Annotated in this window: 25 protein-coding genes; 4 read left to right on the top strand and 21 right to left on the bottom strand. The window is 33.6% G+C overall.

What is annotated here, in order from left to right; genetic code table 11:
• Nucleotides 1-23: 23 nt before the first annotated feature.
• From AB3I12_RS12970 to AB3I12_RS12960, 3 genes are read right to left on the bottom strand one after another with little or no spacing between them, the layout of a single operon-like run.
• Entirely contained in the window at nt 24-326 is a 303-nt protein-coding gene (locus AB3I12_RS12970) for a hypothetical protein (protein WP_063627766.1), read from the bottom strand.
• Nucleotides 327-343: 17 nt separating this feature from the next.
• Complete coding sequence (locus AB3I12_RS12965) at nt 344-586, bottom strand: DUF5415 family protein (RefSeq protein WP_063627767.1); 243 nt, start codon at nt 584-586, stop codon at nt 344-346.
• The gene (locus AB3I12_RS12960; protein ID WP_063627768.1) at nt 583-1,050 is read right to left on the bottom strand and encodes a hypothetical protein; all 468 of its coding nucleotides are present in this window, start codon (nt 1,048-1,050) and stop codon (nt 583-585) included. The genes AB3I12_RS12965 and AB3I12_RS12960 overlap by 4 nt, the downstream gene beginning before the upstream one ends.
• Nucleotides 1,051-1,238: 188 nt before the next feature.
• On the opposite strand from AB3I12_RS12960, the gene AB3I12_RS12955 reads away from it, so the two are divergent.
• Both AB3I12_RS12955 and AB3I12_RS12950 read left to right on the top strand, forming a co-directional pair.
• Entirely contained in the window at nt 1,239-1,451 is a 213-nt protein-coding gene (locus AB3I12_RS12955; protein WP_063627769.1) for a hypothetical protein, read from the top strand.
• Between the two features lie 113 nt (nt 1,452-1,564).
• On the top strand, nt 1,565-3,622 hold the full coding sequence (locus AB3I12_RS12950) for a CAP domain-containing protein (protein ID WP_063627737.1): 2,058 nt from the start codon (nt 1,565-1,567) through the stop codon (nt 3,620-3,622).
• A gap of 35 nt (nt 3,623-3,657) precedes the next feature.
• Here AB3I12_RS12950 and AB3I12_RS12945 read toward each other — a convergent pair whose 3' ends face one another.
• From AB3I12_RS12945 to AB3I12_RS12885, 13 genes are all read right to left on the bottom strand, one after another.
• Nucleotides 3,658-5,727 carry an isopeptide-forming domain-containing fimbrial protein gene (locus AB3I12_RS12945; RefSeq protein WP_063627738.1) on the bottom strand — a complete coding sequence of 690 codons (2,070 nt, stop codon included), beginning with the start codon at nt 5,725-5,727 and terminating at the stop codon, nt 3,658-3,660.
• On the bottom strand, nt 5,724-5,984 hold the full coding sequence (locus tag AB3I12_RS12940; RefSeq protein ID WP_063627739.1) for a hypothetical protein: 261 nt from the start codon (nt 5,982-5,984) through the stop codon (nt 5,724-5,726). Before AB3I12_RS12940 ends, AB3I12_RS12945 begins: the two co-directional genes overlap by 4 nt.
• A gap of 12 nt (nt 5,985-5,996) precedes the next feature.
• Complete coding sequence (locus AB3I12_RS12935) at nt 5,997-6,758, bottom strand: pilin N-terminal domain-containing protein (protein WP_063627740.1); 762 nt, start codon at nt 6,756-6,758, stop codon at nt 5,997-5,999.
• 15 nt (nt 6,759-6,773) lie between these two features.
• A complete protein-coding gene (locus AB3I12_RS12930; protein ID WP_063627741.1) occupies nt 6,774-7,526 on the bottom strand; it encodes a class C sortase in 753 nt (250 codons plus the stop codon).
• Nucleotides 7,527-7,540: 14 nt separating this feature from the next.
• On the bottom strand, nt 7,541-9,517 hold the full coding sequence (locus AB3I12_RS12925; RefSeq protein WP_063627742.1) for a SpaA isopeptide-forming pilin-related protein: 1,977 nt from the start codon (nt 9,515-9,517) through the stop codon (nt 7,541-7,543).
• A 52-nt stretch (nt 9,518-9,569) separates the two neighbouring features.
• Nucleotides 9,570-10,241 carry a class A sortase gene (locus tag AB3I12_RS12920; protein WP_063627743.1) on the bottom strand — a complete coding sequence of 224 codons (672 nt, stop codon included), beginning with the start codon at nt 10,239-10,241 and terminating at the stop codon, nt 9,570-9,572.
• An 85-nt stretch (nt 10,242-10,326) separates the two neighbouring features.
• On the bottom strand, nt 10,327-10,566 hold the full coding sequence (locus AB3I12_RS12915) for a hypothetical protein (protein ID WP_063627744.1): 240 nt from the start codon (nt 10,564-10,566) through the stop codon (nt 10,327-10,329).
• 66 nt (nt 10,567-10,632) lie between these two features.
• Nucleotides 10,633-10,872 carry a hypothetical protein gene (locus tag AB3I12_RS12910; protein WP_063627745.1) on the bottom strand — a complete coding sequence of 80 codons (240 nt, stop codon included), beginning with the start codon at nt 10,870-10,872 and terminating at the stop codon, nt 10,633-10,635.
• 208 nt (nt 10,873-11,080) lie between these two features.
• Nucleotides 11,081-11,305, bottom strand: coding sequence for a hypothetical protein (locus AB3I12_RS12905; protein ID WP_104888407.1), 225 nt, complete (start codon nt 11,303-11,305; stop codon nt 11,081-11,083).
• A gap of 83 nt (nt 11,306-11,388) precedes the next feature.
• On the bottom strand, nt 11,389-11,730 hold the full coding sequence (locus AB3I12_RS12900) for a DUF5406 family protein (protein ID WP_063627746.1): 342 nt from the start codon (nt 11,728-11,730) through the stop codon (nt 11,389-11,391).
• 13 nt (nt 11,731-11,743) lie between these two features.
• A complete protein-coding gene (locus AB3I12_RS12895) occupies nt 11,744-12,046 on the bottom strand; it encodes a hypothetical protein (protein ID WP_033651474.1) in 303 nt (100 codons plus the stop codon).
• A gap of 590 nt (nt 12,047-12,636) precedes the next feature.
• A complete protein-coding gene (gene traE, locus AB3I12_RS12890) occupies nt 12,637-12,969 on the bottom strand; it encodes a type IV conjugative transfer system protein TraE (RefSeq protein WP_010776886.1) in 333 nt (110 codons plus the stop codon).
• 835 nt (nt 12,970-13,804) lie between these two features.
• Nucleotides 13,805-14,851, bottom strand: coding sequence for a replication initiator protein A (locus tag AB3I12_RS12885; protein ID WP_010726528.1), 1,047 nt, complete (start codon nt 14,849-14,851; stop codon nt 13,805-13,807).
• A gap of 469 nt (nt 14,852-15,320) precedes the next feature.
• Between AB3I12_RS12885 and AB3I12_RS12880 the strand changes: the two genes are divergently transcribed.
• Together AB3I12_RS12880 and AB3I12_RS12875 are read left to right on the top strand one after the other, a co-directional pair.
• On the top strand, nt 15,321-16,277 hold the full coding sequence (locus AB3I12_RS12880) for a ParA family protein (RefSeq protein ID WP_010726527.1): 957 nt from the start codon (nt 15,321-15,323) through the stop codon (nt 16,275-16,277).
• A 12-nt stretch (nt 16,278-16,289) separates the two neighbouring features.
• A complete protein-coding gene (locus AB3I12_RS12875) occupies nt 16,290-16,598 on the top strand; it encodes a hypothetical protein (RefSeq protein ID WP_010726526.1) in 309 nt (102 codons plus the stop codon).
• Nucleotides 16,599-16,690: 92 nt separating this feature from the next.
• On the opposite strand, the gene AB3I12_RS12870 is transcribed toward AB3I12_RS12875, so the two are convergent.
• From AB3I12_RS12870 to AB3I12_RS12850, 5 genes are all read right to left on the bottom strand, one after another.
• Nucleotides 16,691-16,984, bottom strand: coding sequence for a hypothetical protein (locus AB3I12_RS12870; protein WP_010726525.1), 294 nt, complete (start codon nt 16,982-16,984; stop codon nt 16,691-16,693).
• Nucleotides 16,985-17,272: 288 nt separating this feature from the next.
• A complete protein-coding gene (locus AB3I12_RS12865) occupies nt 17,273-17,968 on the bottom strand; it encodes a super-infection exclusion protein B (RefSeq protein ID WP_010726524.1) in 696 nt (231 codons plus the stop codon).
• A gap of 190 nt (nt 17,969-18,158) precedes the next feature.
• The gene (locus AB3I12_RS12860; RefSeq protein ID WP_010706225.1) at nt 18,159-19,058 is read right to left on the bottom strand and encodes a bacteriophage abortive infection AbiH family protein; all 900 of its coding nucleotides are present in this window, start codon (nt 19,056-19,058) and stop codon (nt 18,159-18,161) included.
• 62 nt (nt 19,059-19,120) lie between these two features.
• The gene (locus AB3I12_RS12855; RefSeq protein ID WP_010706226.1) at nt 19,121-19,720 is read right to left on the bottom strand and encodes a tyrosine-type recombinase/integrase; all 600 of its coding nucleotides are present in this window, start codon (nt 19,718-19,720) and stop codon (nt 19,121-19,123) included.
• Nucleotides 19,721-19,922: 202 nt separating this feature from the next.
• A partial coding sequence (locus AB3I12_RS12850; RefSeq protein WP_368015664.1) for a DUF6119 family protein occupies nt 19,923-21,619 on the bottom strand: 1,697 nt, incomplete at its 5' end.

Below are 21,619 nucleotides of genomic sequence, written 5' to 3'. Positions count from 1 at the left end.
TTTTTACTCCTTCGATTTGTTTTTTACAGTCCTTGTGGCATTTGTCCAAACATTGAGAACATTGAGAACACGATAGAAGCAGCAGCTAAAATAACTCCTACCCCCATCAATACATAACCGACGTGCATCTTCCCGTTTTCAGCTCCTCTTCGGCCAAAGAAGAAGAAAATACCCCCAAGAACAATGGAGGCAACGGCAGCTACAGCCGCAAAAATCATCAGATTGTTTTTTAAGCTAGTAGCTGCACCTTGTAATGCTCTAAAAATATCAACCGCAGCTACTACTTTCGGTTGAGTTAAAAAGTACATTGTAATTGATTCAAACATAAGATTGTTCGCTCCTTTTAATGTTTAATAATTTCATCGAAAACAAGTTTTTCGCGTTCACGTTGATAGATATATCCTTCCAAGTCCTTATCTTTTCCTCTTAATAGGTCAAATTGTGCTTTTTCAAGTACTTCTTGTTTCCACTGTGCTTCAGAAACACCACGACGTTCTAAGATTTTAGACGCGGCTTTTTCAAATGGCGTTTTCGCTTTAGCCACTATAATTCCTCCTTTAGAGTAAATAAAAAGACTAGCCATCACTCGCTAGTCTTTTGTAATTTGTATTTATTTAACTCTGATCCATCATGAATCAATTTCTCTTTCGTTCGCTTCTCATCCTTGCTAGATCCAAGAAAAATTATTTTTTTTACGCCATCCTTCTCATAGGGAACAACAATAAATAAAGAATCAGGCTTATTTATAAATTCCCTAATACCTGCAGAATCTACTATTTTGTATCTTTCTAAACCTTCATAATCCTTTTGCCTCTTAACTGTTATTTGTACAGGATCTGGATGCCATACACTTTCAGAATATTCCCAGGTAGTATTATCTATAATTTTTAAATTATGAATAAGACCACCTACTTCTTCTTTCCAAACAGTTCCTGGTTGCAATAAACTATTATCTTCTTTAGCTTCAGATTTCTTATTACTTGAACATCCACTTAAAATAATAAAAAATATTGCAAACATAGAGACAAACCATAGTTGTTTTTTTTTCATTTTATTCCTTCTTGCGTCGTTTATTTTTAGTATATCAAATAACGAAAGTAGCAACAAACCACATTTTTGCACACGGGGAACGGATACTCATAATTTTCCACCTTTCTAATAGAAACTTTTTCTCTTAATATTGTGATTTATTACAAAAAAGAGATATAATAGAGAAAAAATCAAGAGGGAGCATTGAAATGTACGCTGATAAAAAGAAAATCGAATGGTTGCTGTTTGATAGTGGTAAATCAGTTCGTTCTATATCCATAGAATCTGGCGTACCTTTAACTACCGTCAGTGACCTCGCCAATAAGCGCTCTAGTATAGATAATATGAGATTCTTAAATGCTGCGAAATTAAATAAATTAGCTGAAAAAACCATTGATACTACTACATCGAGTAAGGAATAAAATAAGAAAAGCCACATTTTAACGAGGCTTTTCTTATTTTTTGTTGACTATATCGGTTTACCGATATATAATGATCATGTAAACAATTTTAATTAAATTTAGGAGTTGAAAACATGAAATTATTAAACCCAAAAACTATTATAGCTATTGGAACATTTGCTGCCACACTTGCTCTTGCTGGATCTGTTGACGCTGCATCAACTAACGTCATGTATCGCCTTTACAATCCTAATAATCATGAACATTTCTACACCTCTAGCAAAAAAGAACGCGATCACCTGGTAAAGATTAAGTGGGGTAATTATGAAGGCCCCGCTTGGGAAGCACCGACTAGCGGTGGCCATCTTGTCTATCGCTTATACAATAAAGGCCTTCGTGATCACCATTACACAGCTAGTTGGAAAGAAGTACAATGGTTGACCAAAAATTACGGTTGGACTTATGAAGGGCCTGCATGGCGTTCTGCCGAAAAAAATAATAAACCGATCTACCGCCTTTTCCTTCCTGGTGTAAAATCTGGTTCACACCATTACACAGCCAGTTGGAAAGAAGTACAATGGTTAACCAAAGACTACGGTTGGAAATACGAAGGAATCGGTTGGTATGGAGCTGACACCTCTAAACCCAAAGTGAATAAATCAGCTTTAGAAGCTCTTTATACGAGCGTTAAAGGAACGAAAAAAGGTGACTATACCGACAATACCTGGAACGCATTCCAAACCGCTTTAAACAATGCTAACAAAGTGTTAAATGACTCAAAAGTGACTCAAAAACAAGTGGATAGTGCAAAAAACACATTAGATTCTGCTTACAAGGGATTAAAGAAAAAACCAGCTCCTACTGTGAACAAAACGGAATTACAAGCCTTGTACAACCAAGTAAAATCAACTGCTAAAGGAGATTTTACAGAAGAATCTTGGAAAAATTTTCAGACTGCTTTATCCAATACTAGAAAAGTACTAGACGATTCTAAATCTTCTCAAACACAAGTTAACAACGCTAAAAATAGCCTTGATTCAGCGTTTAAAGGGTTGCAACACAAACCTAAACCTTCAGAATATGCGGTAACCGTCCGTCATATGAATCGACAAACTGGAACGCTGCTAAAAGAAGAACATGTCTCAGTAAAAGCTGGTACAAGTTACACTGCAAAAGCTAGAACCGACTTGACTAACTTTGAAGCACCACAGTACCAAGTAAATGGGAATGAAACACAAACACAAACGATTAACACAAATACCACATTTACTTTTTACTATGACGAAGTCTTTCTAGTTGAAGTGAAAGCTCGTCCAAATAAAGTGTCAGATACTGATCCGAATATCCAAGAACTCTATAATTATAGTAAGAGTTATCCCGTCGTTTATGGACAAAGCATCACAATTGAAGCACCTACGTTCACTAATTTTGTTCTTGACCCTAGAGAAAGCTCTAGCAACACTGTGACTTTAAACAACGTTACAAGCAACCAAGGAATCAATTTTGCCTATACTCATCAATACAAAGTCACTGTGAACCATATAAACGTTGACACCGACGCTGTTTTATCTACTGAAACCCAAACGGTTTACGAGGGAGACAATTTCTCAACTCCTTGGAAAAATATGACCGATCAAAACTACTTCTTGTGTAGAAATGACGATTCATCTGTTGCCGTTGATAAAAATGGACAACGTATAATTAATAATGTTGATCAAAATCGAACAATCACTTTCAAATACAAAAATATCTCATTAAGTGATTTAAACAATTATGTGCGTCAAAAAGAACTTGCTTGGTTAAATAGCTACCGTCAACAAAACGGTGTTGCCCCAATGCAGTTCAATGATATTGTTCAACAAGCTGCAGACATTCGTGCAAAAGAATTACAAGTAAGCTTCAGTCATTATCGCCCTGGTGGTGGTACTTTCCAAGATCTCTTAGAAAGTTTAGGTTGCTATGGCGGTAAAGGAGAAAATATCAATAGTTTCTACCTTTACGTTGACGATATCCTTTCAGATACGGGAGCAGTGAATGCCATGATTATGTGGAAAGACAGCCCTGCTCATAACGCAAACTTGCTTTACAACAATCAAAGCATCGTTGGTTTATCCCATGCTTATGAAGTTTCTGCAGACGGATCACTTTCTTCAGACAACGTATTTATTAGTGCCAATCCAATTTTCAAATAGAAAAACAAGGCTGAAAATCAGCCTTGTTTTTTTGCTTAATTAAACTTAAGAACCACATAACTAAAAGTAGCTAACACAAGTAATAGTAAGCTGACCACTAAAGTTGTTACTAAATGTGTAGAACCTGTTTTAGGAACAATAACTTGTGGCAAGTTAGGATCAACACCAATTGTCACAACGTTTGTTTTATTAAAAATATTATCTACTGCTACTACGGCTTGGTTATCAATATTTTTTTCTGATTGTAGTGGGGTTTTAGCTGTAAATATCAGTTGGATTTCTCGTCCGTCTAAAAGATTGTTACTTAAGAAATCAGCGGAAGCTTCCCACTTCAGTGTTCTTGAATTGCTATCATAGGTTAGTGTGCCTTCAGAAGTAATATCTTTACCTGTACTCTTATCGATTACTTGCGCAGAGCCTTCTTTATACGTCAAACGATCTTCAATCGGATCTTGAATACTAAATTGTTTGTAATGATCTGACGCAGCGTCTACGCCTTTTGTGTGCCATTTTTGTATGACTAGATATTGTACTTCAGATCCTGCATTTAAAGGAGCTGTCGGTGTACCCTTCTTACCGTCATTTCGTCCGTTTACGTCTTTTCCACCTTGTTGCACTTCTTTCACTGGAATTTTAGGGAAATAAACGGTAATGATATTTGTATCCTTTTCTACTTTATTAATGATCGACGTTCCCTGATTTTTAGCCACACTATTTTGATTGGCCAATTCATTGACTTTTACATTGATCACCAATTCGTAAGTTTCGCCGCTATACTTCATTCGATTTTTTAATGTATCAGCATTCGCTACATATTTTACCTGGTGTTTTGTTTTGTCATAAGTTACTTCACCAGAGATATCGAACTTTTTATTTGAATCACATTCTACATGTGCATCGATATAATCTACCTCTTTTGGTAAATTATCAATTAATTCAAATCGATCATAAACTTCTAGTAAGTCCACTCCCAATCGATTCACCTTCTGTTTGATTCGATATTGAATCGTGTCTCCTACTTGTAACATCTTTTCATTTACATTGTTTCCATCTTTATCAATCCCTGTTTTTTCAGGTTGATCAGGAACAACACTAAAAAGAGTTGCAGATGATAAACTTGACCATGTAGCAAAATTTCCACCTACAACAAATAAAGGATTCGATCCTTTTATTCGGAAAGATACTGTCGCTTGATTGAACTTTTCACTTCCTAATTCATCATAATGATCATTCCAATAAAGCCCTTTATCAAATGGAGCCTTGTTATTTCCGCCAACTACAGTCAAATTATTGTAATAGGATTTCTGTTCAGTTAACACGGTATCTTTCGTTACATACCAATCAGAATTATTCATACCATGATAGTAAGCGTATTCCCCTCTTTGAGTATTATTTGAATTTTTCGCAATTGGATTTAAAGAATTAAAGCTAATAAACGTATCTCCATCAAATATTACTGGTGAACCGTCATCATGTGTAACTACTAGTTGTACGTTCATTTGTGAAGCATGATAATGAAACCCACTATATAGATTATCTGAGATATAGAATAGTAGTCTTTTTTTACTTTTACTAATTGAACTATTCGCATTATTAAACGCTGCTTTATAAGGATTACCTAAAGTGGCAAAAGGAAATTCATCAGATAACAGTTTAATATCAGAAAAAACAAGCTTTACATTAACCTTTTCTCCTTTATATGTTGCAATTTTTCCGTAATCTGCTTCAATTCGAGTTTTTGAGGTCACATTATCAATAATTAATGAAGTTTGTCCATAATTCTTTTGAAAAGAAGGATAACGCGTGTTTAGAGCAACATTATTATCAGTTAAATAGTTGATATTACCCCAAGCACTGCCCTGATTTGCTGCTAAATGCTTTTTCTGAACAGATCCTGAATCATAGACTTTGATTGTTGTGTTAGCATTAGGTACATCTTTTGGAATAATAAAATTATTCTTTACGTTCTGGATTGGATTTGACGGATCAACAATAACTTTTTCAGCAAAGACATTGGTTGTTTTTAATCCAAACAATGTACCTAACATCATCATTATGGGAAAAACATATTTTAACCGTCTTGTCCACGAGTGTTTAAAATTCATTCCTTCATCCCCTCTTTTTTATAAATGACTAGTGAAATTCCGACAACAACGATCAAATTGATCGTTGTAAATAATGGATTCCTAACGAGCTTTTCCATAATATCTAGCGGCATAGAAGCAGCTGGTATGTTTAAAATTCTCATTAGGTATGGTTGGTAACTTGGTAAAATAGATAATTGAGAAAATAATAAACCGCAGTACAAAAAGACTGCGGTTAAACAAGAAAGATTGAATAATAATAATTTGATCCATTTCATCTTATTTCTTCCTTAATCCCTAGAAAACAAGTGAGTAACAAAATCCCAACAATGTTCAAAGAAATTTTTCTTTACGCCAGTAGAAACGATTTTTTTCACTTCTTCTTTAGGTTGCGAAGCTTCTGATTTAGGATAGATCCACACATCCTTTAAGAATTCACCGTTTTTATCAGAAACAGGTGTTAATAGAAAAATATCCTCGCTATTAGAAATGTTTTCAGGACTTGATTCATTGACAATATAATAAGCTTGTTTCTGATTTGCCTGTACTTCTACCGAGAATTCAAAGACACCTGTTTGTTGATCAATTGTCTTTGTTTCTCCATTAGAAACTAGCTTCAATTGATCACTAGATAGTTTTTTCACTCGATCTTTTAATCGGGATTCAATTTGATCAGTTGAGAGATCCTTAACATCCATCTTTTGTAAAATGTCCGATACATCATAAACAGAAAACTTCGCGCCATTTACTCCTTCTTGTTTTTCAAGCTTTTGCCCCTGGTTGTCTAATTGTTCGGAAGAAATAATCTTTTGAACGTGAATGGTCTGTTTAACTATTTGATCGTCTTCAGCAATTTTCGGTTCTTCTGAAGAATCAACTGTTGACGAATCGACGGTTTCATCGCTGCTTTGAATCGTGCTGCTATCTGACGTTTGGATTGTTTGTTCTGTGCTATCCGTGCTTTCTTGACTGTCTGCAAACGTTAACTGTGTGTAGGCAGTGAAAGAAAAAAGAGCGGCTGCACAAACAAATAGCCATTTTCTATTTCTCATGTTGGTTACCCTCCTTTATTTTTTCTTTTTATAAACAAATAGCGAACCAATAATCATGACTGAAAGAAAAACAGTACTTCCTAAAAGCCATTTCCAAGATAATTTTTGTTTTTTATTTTCTTCATCTTTTAATTCTGATTTTGTAAAGGATACTCGTTTCCCATACACTAGGAAACGGTGTGTGTTGATTCCCTTAGGCGTACATGTCATTAGCGTTACTCGATCTTCATTGGGATTTGGTTCTAAGTAAGTGACAAAGTTTCTTTGTAGTTCATCTTTTTGCACTTCCTCAATCCGATCGATTTGATAAGCGTGCTGCTCACCATCAACTTTGATATAAAACTTTTCTCCTTTTTTTACTGAAGGTAAATCATCAAAAAGATTATCTTTATAAAGTCCACTATGACCTGCAATTAAAGGATTTTTACCGTTTCCTCCTGTAATGTCACCAGTTCCTTCCGTAATACCTACACCATTTTCTAAAATTTTGTCGGACGTTCCGTCATAAATTGGTAGTTTTAAAGAAATACTTGGAATTGTAAGAATACCAACGGGATCACCTAACTCAATCTTAGCAACATCCAAAGAAGAATCCGTACTTGCTGCCGTTCCTGTTCGATCGATTGCGACAATCTGCTGATTTTGCTGGTATTTCGCCACGCTCGCTTCAGCAGGCATCAAAAGTAAGACACCTGCAGCTGAAAGTAACCAGAAAGCAATGATCCATTTACCCATGATTCGCTTTTTCTTAGGCTTCCTGATAATCATTGGTTTTGATCCTTCTAGGCTTTCTTTTTAAAGTAAACAACTGCAGAAAGTGCCCCTGCTCCTAGCAACAAGCAAGAGACCAATACATACGTTTGAAAACCGTTGCTACCAGTCATTGGTACGGAAGCTTTTTGATTGTTTTTGATCGTGATTCGGTTTTCTTCTTTGTATGAATCTTTGTCTACTTTGAAAGAGATCTCTTTCGTTAATTTTTGATAGTTTTCAGGCGCTTTTGTTTCTTCCAGTGAATATTCACCCTCAGTTAAACCAGTGATTTCAAAGTGACCTTCTTTATCTGATTTTAGGATCGCTGCATTTGCTACATCGTCCACCCATACTGCTTCTTTGACACCGTCTTTATCCGTATCAACTAATCCACCATAATATTTTCCTTCTGCGTTTTTAGCAGCAAATTCTGCGCCTTCAAGCGGTGTTGCTTTGATTCCTGTTCCAAATAGTCCGCTATCGACTTTTAAGAATTTTGCACCATAAGTCACAACGTCAGCTTTCGTTTTTTCGTGGTGTTCTTCCTGATTAAATGGATTGTTGTTATAAACGAAATCCACGCTATTTGTTAATGGATTGGCAACAGCTGCGCTGTCATTTACATACATGTTATAAGTCATTTGAAGATCTTGTCCGTGTAAACTTGCGACAGTATCACTTACTTGGCCATTATTCACGATAAAATCGATCACAAAGCCATTTTCTGAATTTTGGATCTTATAATCTGTATTTTCTTTTAATACCACTGATCCATCTTTATTTGTTACTTTGATATTTGCTTTAGCAGCGACATAAGAAAGTCCTTGTCCTGCTGTATCCCCCCATTTAAATACACTGTAAGGAGAAGTTTCGCTTTTCACGCCGTTTACTGTGATACCGTCTGCGCCACCTGCAATGTCTGTTGGAATATGAATCGTTCCTTGATAATTCACTGCGTCACCAATTTGGAAAGAATGTTCGGCCCCTGTTCCGTTGGTTACTGTCTTATCGATTATAGGAGCTTTGTAATTTACGTAGGAAGCTTTTAAGTCACTTGTCACGCCATCATTCGTAATTTCGAAGGTTAATTTATTGTGCGCATCGTTGCGAGCGTCAGCGCCCAATAAATACTGATCAGCAGTAGGTTCTTGATCTGGTCCAACTACTACGTCTGAAGGAATTTCTACAAAATAGTATTTACCCAACGTTAAATCTGTTGCAGTCAGCTTTCCTTGATCGTCCGAAACAAGATCGCCTAGTTTGGTTCCTTTTCCAGGTTCTCCTTTATACAATTCGAATTTAGCGCCTTTAAGAGGGGTTTGTTTGCTTTGCTCTGTACCATCATCACCGAATTTGGTTAATTCAAAACTCAACTTAGAAACAATATTTTTAGGATATAAATGAATATCTTTTAAAAATCCTGATCCTGTGTTGTCTGTCATTGGTGCAAGCACAACCATTGGTTTTGCTTTTTGTTTAACTAATCCAGCAGCCGATTTACTCTCATAAATCACATAGACATTTCCCTTAGAATTGACATAAGCTGGTTGATTAGCAAAAGTGATCTCACCATTTTCATCTACAGCTGAAGTAATTTTGTTGGTTGCATTCTTGACGTACTCACTGTTAGATCCCTTGTCTTCTACATCTTTAACGATTTCGTCCACTTTCGCATTGGTTAGATCAGAATCTTCCCTCGGTAATACTTGATCCGTAATATTTCCTAACGTAAACTCAACATCACCATAATCTGCTTTGTTGTATTTCGTTACACCTGTAGGGTATTGATCGTGCGTATAACCATCGTTTTTAATCCCGTCAATATCCGCGTTCAATTGCGTTCCTTGATCGTACATCAATTTATGAACGGTAATATTTACCTTCTCTGGGGGAGTTTTTTGGGTAACATCATCCGCGTAGACATGAGAACCTTGGAAACAGCCTGCAATTATTCCTAACATCCCGAAAAACATTCCAGCTTTTTTTACATACCGATTGATTGCCATTTTTTTATCTCCTCATTTCAAATTTCAACGACCCGCGTTGATTAAAATCTTGTTATTGTAGCTCTCCCTGCACCACGTATCTTTCTTTTCCTTGTGACGTATAAACACAAGTAAACAACGTTAATAAGGGTTTCTCTCCTTTCTTCGGCAAAGACAAGAAAGAGCTTTCTTCAGGAACGCCATCGATTAATTTAAAGTACTCAGGTACGATAAATTTACGCGTTACCTTATAACGATAGACACCATCGTTACTGACTAAGTCCATCACCTCCCCTACTGACAGCTTTTGAATATCTGAAAATAAAACACCTGGCATTTCCATATTGTGTCCTGCTAAGACATAGTTTCCTTTTCCCATTTCGGCATCCTCATAGAAATAAGTAGCTGCACCAAGACTCAAAGTGTATTGATTTGCACCTTTAAAAATTGGCAATGTTAAACCAAGTACAGGAATCTGAATTTGTGCAAATACTTGTTTATTGACGCCCATTTCGATTGCTTCTTTTTGTATAGACAACATTTGCCCCAAAGACAAGTCATTATTGACGTTCGCTGCATTGTCCTTATAACTCTTTGCATGTGTATTGATTTGATCTACGGGCATCTTTTTTTCGATATTTTGTTTAAACACCTCTCCTTCATGTTTTTGATAGCTAATATAGCCAAACACACTGCAAAAGACGATTAAAGCAACGCCTAAAAAACCAAATAACCATTTTCTCATCCATCTCCCCCCTTTCAGACAAAACAAAAAATCTTTTTCTCATTTCCATAAAAAAAGTTTTAAAAATGAATTCTATTAATGAACGTCATGAGACTTCTAACAATAATTGACAATTAGAACTTGTTTTCACATAAGTTCGTCTCAACTGTTCAAAGTTTTTCATTGAACCTAACAAACAGGCTTTCTCCTTTCCTGTTATCTGCATGTCATTGATATATTGCATGACAGATAATCTTTTAAGGTGTTTTTGTTTCATCGTTTTTAGCAACTTTTCTTCCATTTCTTTCGACACTTTTTTTCTGTTTTCGATTTTTTTTAAATTCATTAGTTTTCCTACCTTCCTTGTTTTTGATAAAAATAAAAAAGCCTATGATCACATACGCTCTACACTTCAATCTTGGGTTATCTTTTTCTTTCGTTTAATTACTGGACGTGCTGGTTTCAATTCCTTGATTCCATTATGGGTTCTCCAATAATCAAACTCTTTTCGCAATCTTTCTTTTTCCATATCTGTTCCTTTGGATAAGGCTTTGAATACATCTTTAGGTGAATAACCACGAGCTAACAGCTGTACATACCTTCCTTTTGTCAAAGTATCCATATCCATCGCTTCTAAAGCTGATCGCGCCATCTAATTTGCCTCCTAAATAAATTCCTTATTCAATGCCTAAGGTAATACTACCTTTTTATTAATCGTCATGATTCCTTCCAAGCCTTTATCGGTAAAATCTAATTTGTAAAAAGATAAATGTTCATTGGTTATTTTTCTAAGTAATTGGCCTGAGAGTCATTACCAAATTTCTTTTTACTTTGAAAAACATCATCGAATCTTGAATCTATTAAACCAATGTAGAATCAATGCTTAATACACAAGATTTTTGTTCATCAATAATTGTAAAAATGTCTTTTGTAGCTTCCTCCATACCGATCGGTTGTAACGTTTCTTCACTAATTGTTTTCGCACTCTCTTGCATTGCTTCATTTGTATTTAACTCATGCAAACATCGAATAAATTCTTCGTGATCCTCGATACCTGCTACTAATTGTTCATAAAATCTGCACATTCTTCTTCATTCTTTGCTGCGATTAACGCATAATAGTATGGTGATTTTACTTTGAAAAATTTCATAATCTATTTCTCCAGTTTTTATTCTTTTTTATCAGCTACAAAATCAATGATTTCAACGCTGACGATATAATCACTCAAATATGACCAAGTATCTTCAACAGATAATTCGTCTCCATTATCATTCGTAAGTGTCATTTTAAACCATTCATTGCCTTCATCATCTTCAGGTAGTAAGCCGAATCCAATTGGATTATCAGTCAATGTTTGATCGTATAAATCATCCTCGTCTAATACTAAAACATCTAATCCTTTACAATTTCCGCCTCTTCTAAACGTCACAAACCCTTTGTACTCCCAACGTTGAAAAGAAACTTTGATCGTATGTGTTCCCCTTCGCATATTTGGATCATAATTTTTCATTTGTTGTATCCTCCTAATAATAAGTTAGTACTACAAAGCGATCCTTATTTTTGTTCAAAAATTCTAATAAATCTTTTGTAGAAGATATCTCTTCATCAACTTCACCATATAAAATACCTTCGATAATTGTTGTTATATCTGAAAAACTAATTTTTACTGGACAGTTATCGTCTATCGCATTCAATACAGATAAAATCGTTTCTTTTTCTGCAATCTCTCGTTTGAAATTCTTCGGAGCTAATCGCATGACATTCAAGTCATTTTCAAGCTTTTCAATCCATGCAGTTTTACTCATTTTCGCAAATTTTTGAATCATTCCTCTACCACCTTTGCTATCTACTAAATTAGTTTTACTTCATAACGAATATCTTTATCGTTTTTCGTTCACTCAAAAATATATAAAATAAATCGACTCGTTTATGGCGTCCGAAACGAGAAACCCTAGTAGAAATCGGTAAATGCTCGATTGATCCAATGACCAACGTCCTCGCAAGTATCTACATGTACTGCAGCACACGACACAATTTCTTGTGCGTCCTCCCCATTACGAGAAGACCTACTCCTTATTCCATGAGTTTGCGTCAAAGCCTAGATCCCTTAGTAGCTGCTCATGATTAATCTAGGCGCTATTCTAACTTGTCTAACTTCTAAATTCCCTCTTGTTTACTCTGTGCATATTATTTACACAAATTCATTTCACCACTATCCAAACAAGGGCATTTACTCGATTGACCAATTTTTTACGTTACCAATCGTAAAAACCTACCCCGTCACTCCCCGAAAGGAATTGTTGATAGATCAAGTCTACTCCTTATTTTTCTAGTGATTCTAAGTTCTTTTAGAAGTCTCGACAATATTTTCAAGCAAGCGAAAAACGATAAAATACAAGTTATGAGAATGATCAATTCAGCTGATTAAACGCCCCATCCCTTTTGCTGTACAACGCAAGACTCCATTTTTTCTTCGACCAATCAGTACACCGTTTTGGTCATAAACATGTTTGATTGCTGGATATAGCTCTTTTAAAGGGATAGGATCTTTTAAAATTATTTGCTTTTGTTTACCAACGTAATAAATCATTTCCTCTGAGACTTTGTCTTTTTGGATTATATATTTCTTACACTGCACAACGGTTTTATTTTGCCCAGTTGATAGTTTCTTCGTGATTTTCTCTGTAGCGGTACACCGTTTACCGTAGTGATAAATATCTTCGAGACTCAAAATTCCTGTATATGACATAAAATAATCCACCCACTTACTTTAAATATTTTTAACAAGTTTTTCTTGTTATTTTTCAAAAATAGAGAATTGATTTTCGTTCATGACAAACAAAAAAGAGGGAACGCATCCAAACATGCGTTCCCTCTAATTTCAGCGTTCGTCATACGGCAAAGAGCCACACAGACATTTTTATAACATTATGCCTTGACATAATCCATCGTAATATCACGTATTTTTAACCTTAATAAAGCCAAAAAAAGTGGTATCACTTTTGAATATCTGTTATACTAAAGTCCGTTGCGGGTAGTACCGTAACACTGAAAGGTAAACGCATTAAGGGGCAAGTCTTAATGCCACCTGTGGACGTCGACGAAGGTTACCAGCCTTCCGAGTCACACAGGGCCTTTCTTTTTTTTGTATTTTCAATTGTCCCAATTTATCGTCCAAAAGTGCAGAACGAAAATCAATTCATCACAAGCGTAGCAGACAATTAAATTTAAAACAACTAAAAATATACAGAAAAGTGTAATCGAATTTAAGCAGCACTACCTGAAAAGAAGTAATATCAGGCTTTTCAGCTTGGGGAAATAAGTGAATTACCTCTTTTCATGAATTATTATAACTCAAAAAAACAAATATGCAAACACTAGTTCCCTTTGTTTTTGAATGAAAAATAACTAAAATATCTAACGATTATGAATTTAAAACCTACGATTGTGATTCTTTTCATAAACTTTTAATCTTAAAACTTCGGAACAATAACTATTTATTTGTAATATTTGTAATTAAATTAAAATTATAAAAAAGTTGTAATTTAAAATTGATCGTTTTTTTAGTGATTGATTTTCATCAATTATTCTAGCCAATTTTCTGTATTAACAGTTGGTAATTCGTTAAATGTTTCTTTTTGTTCGTTTGCAAGCTTTGCCGCAATAGCTTTTTCAATAAACCAGTTTTTTACATACACAAAAATCAAATTTTGCAAATTATTTACTTTCTCAGTCTTTTGTTTTTGATAAGCTTTCAGCAACGTCATATATAATCCTTTATCCGCATCAATTCCGTAAGATTCAAGTTCTTCATACACAACTACCGTCTTCTCAAGTCCCTCGGCTTTATGTTTTGCGTTGTGTATTGTGGTGACGGTTTGTTGGGCTTCTTCGTAAGTGTTAGAAAATGTTTTTATTAAGCTTAATACCTTTTCTGGTAAAAATGTGTTTATGCTGTCTTCTTTCATGATTTCAACGAAGTTGTCTAGCAAAACTTGATTTTGTAATTGGTCAGTTTCAGTGTCTATATTGTGTCTATTAGTGTCTAAAGTACTAGAAGAATAGAATAGATTGTCTCCTTTTTTCCCACTTTCGAAAGAAAACTGATTTGAAGCCTTTTTATTCGAAAGTGGGTTTTTCCCACGTCCATAAGAATCCTTTTGTTTCAAAGGTTCTTTCGAAGGTTTGTTTTTCCCACTTTCGGAATTAGGTTCTTTTGCTTTATCTTTGGTATGCACAAAGACGTCTTCTGCTGTAACTTCTAGCTTTCCCAAATACAGTCTATTTGGGAAATTTAGCCATTCTCCATTTGGTAGTTTTTTTGGAGGCGTACGTTGCTCGAATAAAAGATTTTTGGATTTCAATTCTTTTTTTATCTTAGATATTTTATTTTCCTTACATCCTAAAATGTCCATTAATTCCGCTCGAGTAAAAATAAAAAATATTCTGTTCTGCTCATCAATCCAGTTATTCTCAATAGACGCTTCACATCTATCCTGTAACATTGCATAAGCTATTTTTGAATCATTACTCATGTCTTTATAAAGGGGAGAAGTAAATAGGACTTTTGGTAGCTGATAATATAGCGCACGATATGTTTCTTGGGCAGTGATAAAATTGAATTCTTGCATTTAAATCTCCTCGGTTCTATATATATTTCTTTCTTTTCGTGGTAGTCATATTAACTATACTTGGTTAATCTATTAATTGTAAACGGTATAAAGCAAAAAAGATTTTAGGGGAAAAAGAGAAAAAGAGAAAATACCCCTTGAATATTGTTGTTGTTTAATAATTATAACTAGGAGAAAAGTCTCTTAGGAGAAAAAGAGAAAAAGAGACTTTTCTCTTTTTGGAATCGCAATACAACAGCTCTTTAGATAAAAGAGAAAAAGAGAAAAAGAGAAATTTCTCTTAATTTATTAATATACTTTTCCAAAAAGAGAAAAAGAGAAAAAGAGAAAATACCCCTTTTTAATTTTTTAGCTTAACATTAATAATAAATTGAAAAATTTCTCCTAAATACATTTTACTATAGATTTAAATGTTTAACCATGATAAAATGATTTTAGGAGAAAAAAAACATTTTATAGGAGGCTAAGTATGAAAAGAAAAGGAACTACAATAATTAATGCCAATCAAAAAGGCGGGGTTGGTAAAACTACATCTACAACAGAAGAAGCATTAGTTGCAACACTTCCAAATCCTCAATTTAATAAGAAGGTTCTTATCATTGATTGGGATATTCAAGCAAATGCGACAAGTTTAATTGGGAAGACATTTAATAAAAATTTTCCAGCAACCATTTATCAATCTATTAAAGATTATTCGAATGGAGATAAAGAGGCTTTAACTAAAGCAACAGTTAAGCTTACAGATAATCTTTATATGATTGCTGGTGGGCGGGATATGGCTGATTTTGGCGATTTATTAGAAGATCTTTATCCAAAAGAAAATGACCCAATGTATAAGAAAAAAAGAACATTTCATTTTTCCAATATATTAGAAACGATTAAATATGATTATGATTATATTTGGATAGACGTTGGTCCTAGTACTGATATCAAAGTAGATAATGCAATGGTATGTGCGGATTATTTTGTTATTACTCAGGAAACTAAGACTTATTCTTTCGAAGGTTCGCTAGATATTATCAATGAATACTTACAGACGTTGATTGACGACTTCGGTAGTGATTTTAAAGGTGAAGTATTAGGCTTGCTACCATTTTTACTCCAACCAAAAAGAGAATTACATGAGTCTATTATCAAAAATACGAAAGAAGCATTTGGCGAGAATTTCACATTTAATGCAATAGTAAATAATCAAAAACGTTTAGAAGAATATCCAGAATACGGTGTTTCAGTTGTCGATTATCATGATAGGAAGGTATTTGCACTTTTTGCTGATATATTTACCGAAATTGAAGAGAGAATTCAATTATTCGAACAATATGGAGATATACCTGAAGACTATGTTTATTCTCCAAAATATTTGAACGGAAACAAGTTAACAAAGCTTTCAAGAGAATTAGACTTAGCACAATTTGAACTAGCGTAAGGAGGAAAAGAAATGGCACTAACTAAACGTGAAAAAAAAGAACGCCCTAAAGTAGAAAGGATCGTAGAAACTTCCAGAGTTAACAATGAAGATAATGTAGCATCTACTGAGCAAAATAAAAAAGAGTGGACTGCTAAAGATAGAAGAACAATTAAGATAGATCCTGATATAAAAAGTTTAATCGAAATATTCAGTGATTTTGACGGTACTAAAGAATATGAAACAGTAAGACAAATGGCAGAATTTTATCTTAAAAATAACTATGACGAACGAGCTCAAAGAATTATTACAAACATTCAAAAAGAAAAATTTATTAATTAAAAAGGAGAAAATTCTCTTTTTCTCTTTTTCTCCTTTTTAAAGAACCGTTTTCTATATAGGTAAAAGGTGTATTTAACCCTATAAAATCAATATTAACTTATATGTTTTTTTTCTTTTTTATTTTGCTTTGAAGTGAATTGATCATATTCATTTTCTAGCACTAATAACTTTTCGTAAACATCGGTCATATTCATACTAGAAGCAAGACTTAAATCGTATATGAAGGAAGCAGGTAGTGATTTGATTCTACGTTGTCTGGTTATCCAGCTTGCAACCGTTCCTTGTGGGTAGGCATATAACTCACAAAATTGTTCTACAGTGATTCCTAAATACTTGATAATGTAAACATTGATCGGGTGCGAGTAAACAAATGTATTGATAGACATGGCGTGTAAGCCTACTTTCTTTTATTATTGCGTTTGCAATAATAGTTTAACACACACATTATCCTAGTATCTACTCCTATTTGTAGAAAACAAAAAAGGATTCATAGAGATAAATCTATAGAATCCGAAAAATACCTTATATAAATAACGGGAAAATATAAAACCTAAAATTATGATACCCTGCTACAGCTTCTAAAAGAGGAAAGAGAATAAAAAGAAAAAGGTCAGACACAAATGTCTGACCTTTCTAGGATTGTAATTCTATTTATTTAATGACTATATAGAAATCTATTTTGAATCATTGTTATAATTCTCAAGAAAATTATTATATTCTTCTAATTTTTTTTCAAGTTGTTCAATCGTTTCTCTCTTTGTCATACTATCATAGTCAAATTGATATAAATCAGACATACTTTTCTCTAATTTATCAAGTTCTGTTACTAAACTTTTTTTACATAATTTTGCATGTTCCTCAAGATAATTGGGATTTTCATTCAAATACTCTCTTGCCATTGGTTGAAGTCCACATGAGAAGCCAGTTATTTGATTACCCATATTCGAATGAAAAATAATATCTTGATTTTTTAGCTTTTTCACCGCCGCATCTTCCAAAACATTAAATCTATAATTATCATAAATAAAAATCTTATAGACAATATCTTTTTCAGTTTTTGTTAAAGACTCCATATTTTTCGCAAGATCTCTCTTTAATTTTTTTGAATTATAAATTGAAAATAATATTGTTAATAATTTTTGAAGCATATCAATAATTACTACTGAAATACAAATCCAAAATGCTACCGAAATCCACATCCCGAATGTAGAATTTTTTATTGATAGAAGATTCATGTGTTGTAACCATGAATCTGGAAAAAATGTAGTTACTGCTGTAGGAATAACAAGATACTTCGAAAATTTTACTATTGCTTCGAGTGCTGTTGTAATATTGGCAGGTAGGTCCTTTATTTTTGTAATATCCCCCATACTCTTACCTCCTTTGACTCAAATACATATTTCTTCCTTGTTTTTTTATTACTTCTCATCTAATTTGTAATTCCAGATTTCATTCTATATTCTAAGCGACTTCAATTTATGATGTCTGTTCTTCTACCTTTTAGCTGATTGTTATACTTTTTAGAGCAAAAAACTAAAATTCTTGCACAAGTGGGTTCTCTTAAATTTGGTGTTGCTCATAATTGATTATTTTTAACTGACAAACCATACTTTTTAAGTTTGTTAGATCATTATCCGTTCTGTAATTTAATACCCATCGAGTATTACTGCTAAATGCATTATTTAAAAGGCTAAAATATGGCAAATCATATCGATTGTAACTGTGACCAATCACTTGTACTTCGTAAACATCTGCAAGTTTTTCAAAAAATACAGTGCTCTCAAATTTTTTTATTTGCAATGGAACATTTTTGTTTAATGAATCATGAAGATCACCAACAATTCTTGCAGCTTCTGATTCTCTGACATCGGCGTTCTCATCATATGGATCTCCTATAAAGTTATCAAAATTCTCGGAGTGACCGACTATTATATCGTCATAACTGCCATGAATATGATATATGTTTTCTTTCGGTTGCTTATATAGAATTTCCAAAACATTTGTATAATTGAATGTAAAGAATAGTACGTCAGACGAAAATTGGTATTTTGGAATTTTATGTTCTATTGTCGTCTGTATTTCTTTGCGTATCCATTCCTTGAAAAGCTGTTGTAATTTTTTTAGAGAAACAACATAATCATAAACCACATTTTGAAAATCATGATGGGCAGAATCTGACCAATCTTCATGCCCATAACCTATGAGATAATCTTTAGACTCTTCTACATGATCTTCAAAGACTGGACTTTGAATTAACTCATGCAAACTACTCTCAAAATCAAACCAACCTATCTTATCATCAGCTGTACTTCTCACCTCATTATTCTCATTTATCATTGTGTCTATTTTATCGAATATTTCACTATGATTTTTTTCAACCCATTTTGAAAAATCAGTGTAACTAGTTTTTAAACCATGACTTAAATCAAAACCGTTTCCTATAATATATAGCGTACTCATTCTTTCCTCCCAACACTCAATCTACTAATTTAAAACTATCCATGTTTAACTTTACTTTTATATTATAAATCTAAGCTTTTTACCGCTGTATCTTTGTCTTCTTGTGTAATGCCGATATAGCGTAGTGTCTCACGCTGCGAAGAATGATTCAACAAGGACTGAATGATTTCTGTTTTGGTTCCCTGCTTATAGAGAAAGTAACCGAACGTCTTACGCATGGAATGTGGGCCAATATCTTTCAATCCAATAGCTGTGCCAGCATCATGAATAATTCGCCATAGACTTTGGCGGTTAAGTGGTTCATTCGTCCCTTTTCGACTAGGGAACAAATAGCCATCAAAATCTTGTCGAAGGAGTTCCTCAGGAAATTCCTGTTGGACGTACTCCAAAATCGTTTTTCGCAATTTGTTGGAAATATAGACCGAATTATGTTTGGCCGTTTTTTGTTCCTTCATCGCGAGTCGATCTTTGACCACTACACGACCTCGTGAAATTTCCAACACGTCGGCCAATTTCAATTGACGCAAATCAGAAATTCGATAGGCGGTATTGATCCCGATCGAAAAAAGCACCAAATTTCGTTGCCCATATTTTCCCGAAGCTAAGATCGCCTTCATCGCATCGATCTTTTTTTTGTCTCGAATCGGTTCTACCGTCTTCATTTTCTTCGCCCTCTCCAATGATACTTAATACCATTATAACATATAATAAGTCTTATTCAAAATCGATATAAGAAAAAAGCCCCAAGCAAAAAGCCAATTCTGCTTAGAGCCACGTGGGATTGAGTGATTTCCTCGAATGAGACACAACTAGGTTGTGTCTCATTGGTTTTCAAACTACCTAAAATCTAAGTTTTCTTTGTTTTTACTTTTTATCAGGTATTTTAACCAAAGATACTTCAAATCCTTCTAAGGATAATGCGTTCACTAATGCTACCAAGTTTAAAGAAAAAAGGACAGGAAATACTTTTGAGTTTTTAAAATGAACTTTTTTTTCTGGAATAATAATTCCTAGAATTATTTTGGAACGTTTAAGGTTTGTTTCATTTAGAAAAATTGCTTCTGACTCAGACAATTCAGTTTTTATTACTGAATTAATATGATTTACAAAGTCTTCCGATTTTTTAATTAAGATACACGAGGCTCTCGCCTGTGATAATAAGTGCGAGAGTCCTGAAGTCGCTGTTCCTCTTTTTACATGACAAAAAAATGCGCTATTTTCATTTACTTTGAGAATATCACATGGTTCGATTTGACTCCTCCCATTTATTTCGTATAAGGGAAATCCACCATCCAGATTTTGGTTTCCGAAATTTTCTTTATCAACGCATATCAACCCCTTATTTGAATCTAGTTTGGATATCTTGATGTTGTAATCACCTTCATCAGCATCCTCATTATTAAATTCATTAAAGTCTATACCATGAGCTTCGGAAGATATACTATTAACAAAATCTCTAGTTTCACGCCAAACGTTCTTATTTACACTAAGCCAATCCCCTTGATACAAAATATATTTTTCAGAATCATGATTTAACTCCATATACAGACAGGAAAATAGATTTCCTATAGATGTATCTTTCGATGAATCGGAATTCCGATTTTTTATAGATACATTTATAGATTTTAATTTATCAACAAACTCTTGAACGTTGTTTTTTAAAAAGAATGAAAATATTTTAGAAAATATTTCTTCCTGAGTATTATCGAAAAAATTTAAATACTCACCTGGCCTAAAAATACTGTGAACTCTAATTTCTAAATCTTCAATATTAAACTTCACTTTATTTAAGGGTATATCTAAAAATAATTTATCTAGATTATTGACTTTAAATTCATTGCTATTCTTTTTGAAAGTGACCATCAAATTGGATAGATAATCATCAAAATGCTTATTAAGATACTCTTTCTTTCTAGATGATACCGCTAGGATTTCTTTATCCAAAAACGTTCTATCTGATCTCCTTTGTCTGTACGTATTACCTAATTGTTTTAAAATTGGAACGAGATCTTCTTCTATAGAAAAATTACCATTAATCTTGATTGAATCTTTGCTACTCGCAAATATATTTAATTCTTTTATATTGTTATTTCCATCTGTAAATCTAATTGTCATTTCCCCCAAGATCTCATCAACTATGTTTGGAATGGATTGTGAAGTGGAAATTTCATTTAAATTAATCTTATTATTGCTAGAAAAATTACTTACATATAGTGTGTCTGAGAAGTTCGTATTCTTTACACGCTTTATAGTGTGTAACTTTAGTTCTTTTCTAGCGATATTTAATCCAAAATCAGGTACTACGTGTTCTCTATTTAATAGAGTATATCCATAAGAATATGAAATAGCATAGATACTACTGCTAGTAGTTTTAATAATAATTAATGGTTTATTAAGTATATTAGGCGTAGTAAAATCTATTTGCTTTTCAGAAAATGAATTGACGTTCTCTAACCACCTTACTTCTGCTTGTTTCTCTTGAAGTACAAATATTTTTCCGGTTACATTATGATTTTTTCTCAACTGATTGTCTAAAGGAAATATAGCTAAATTAAACTCAT

This window comes from Enterococcus sp. C65 (genome assembly GCF_040887165.1).
Classification (GTDB): Bacteria; Bacillota; Bacilli; order Lactobacillales; family Enterococcaceae; genus Enterococcus_B; species Enterococcus_B hirae.
The sequence above is the reverse complement of the archived record's forward strand: the minus strand, read 5'-3'. Positions and strand labels throughout refer to the sequence as shown.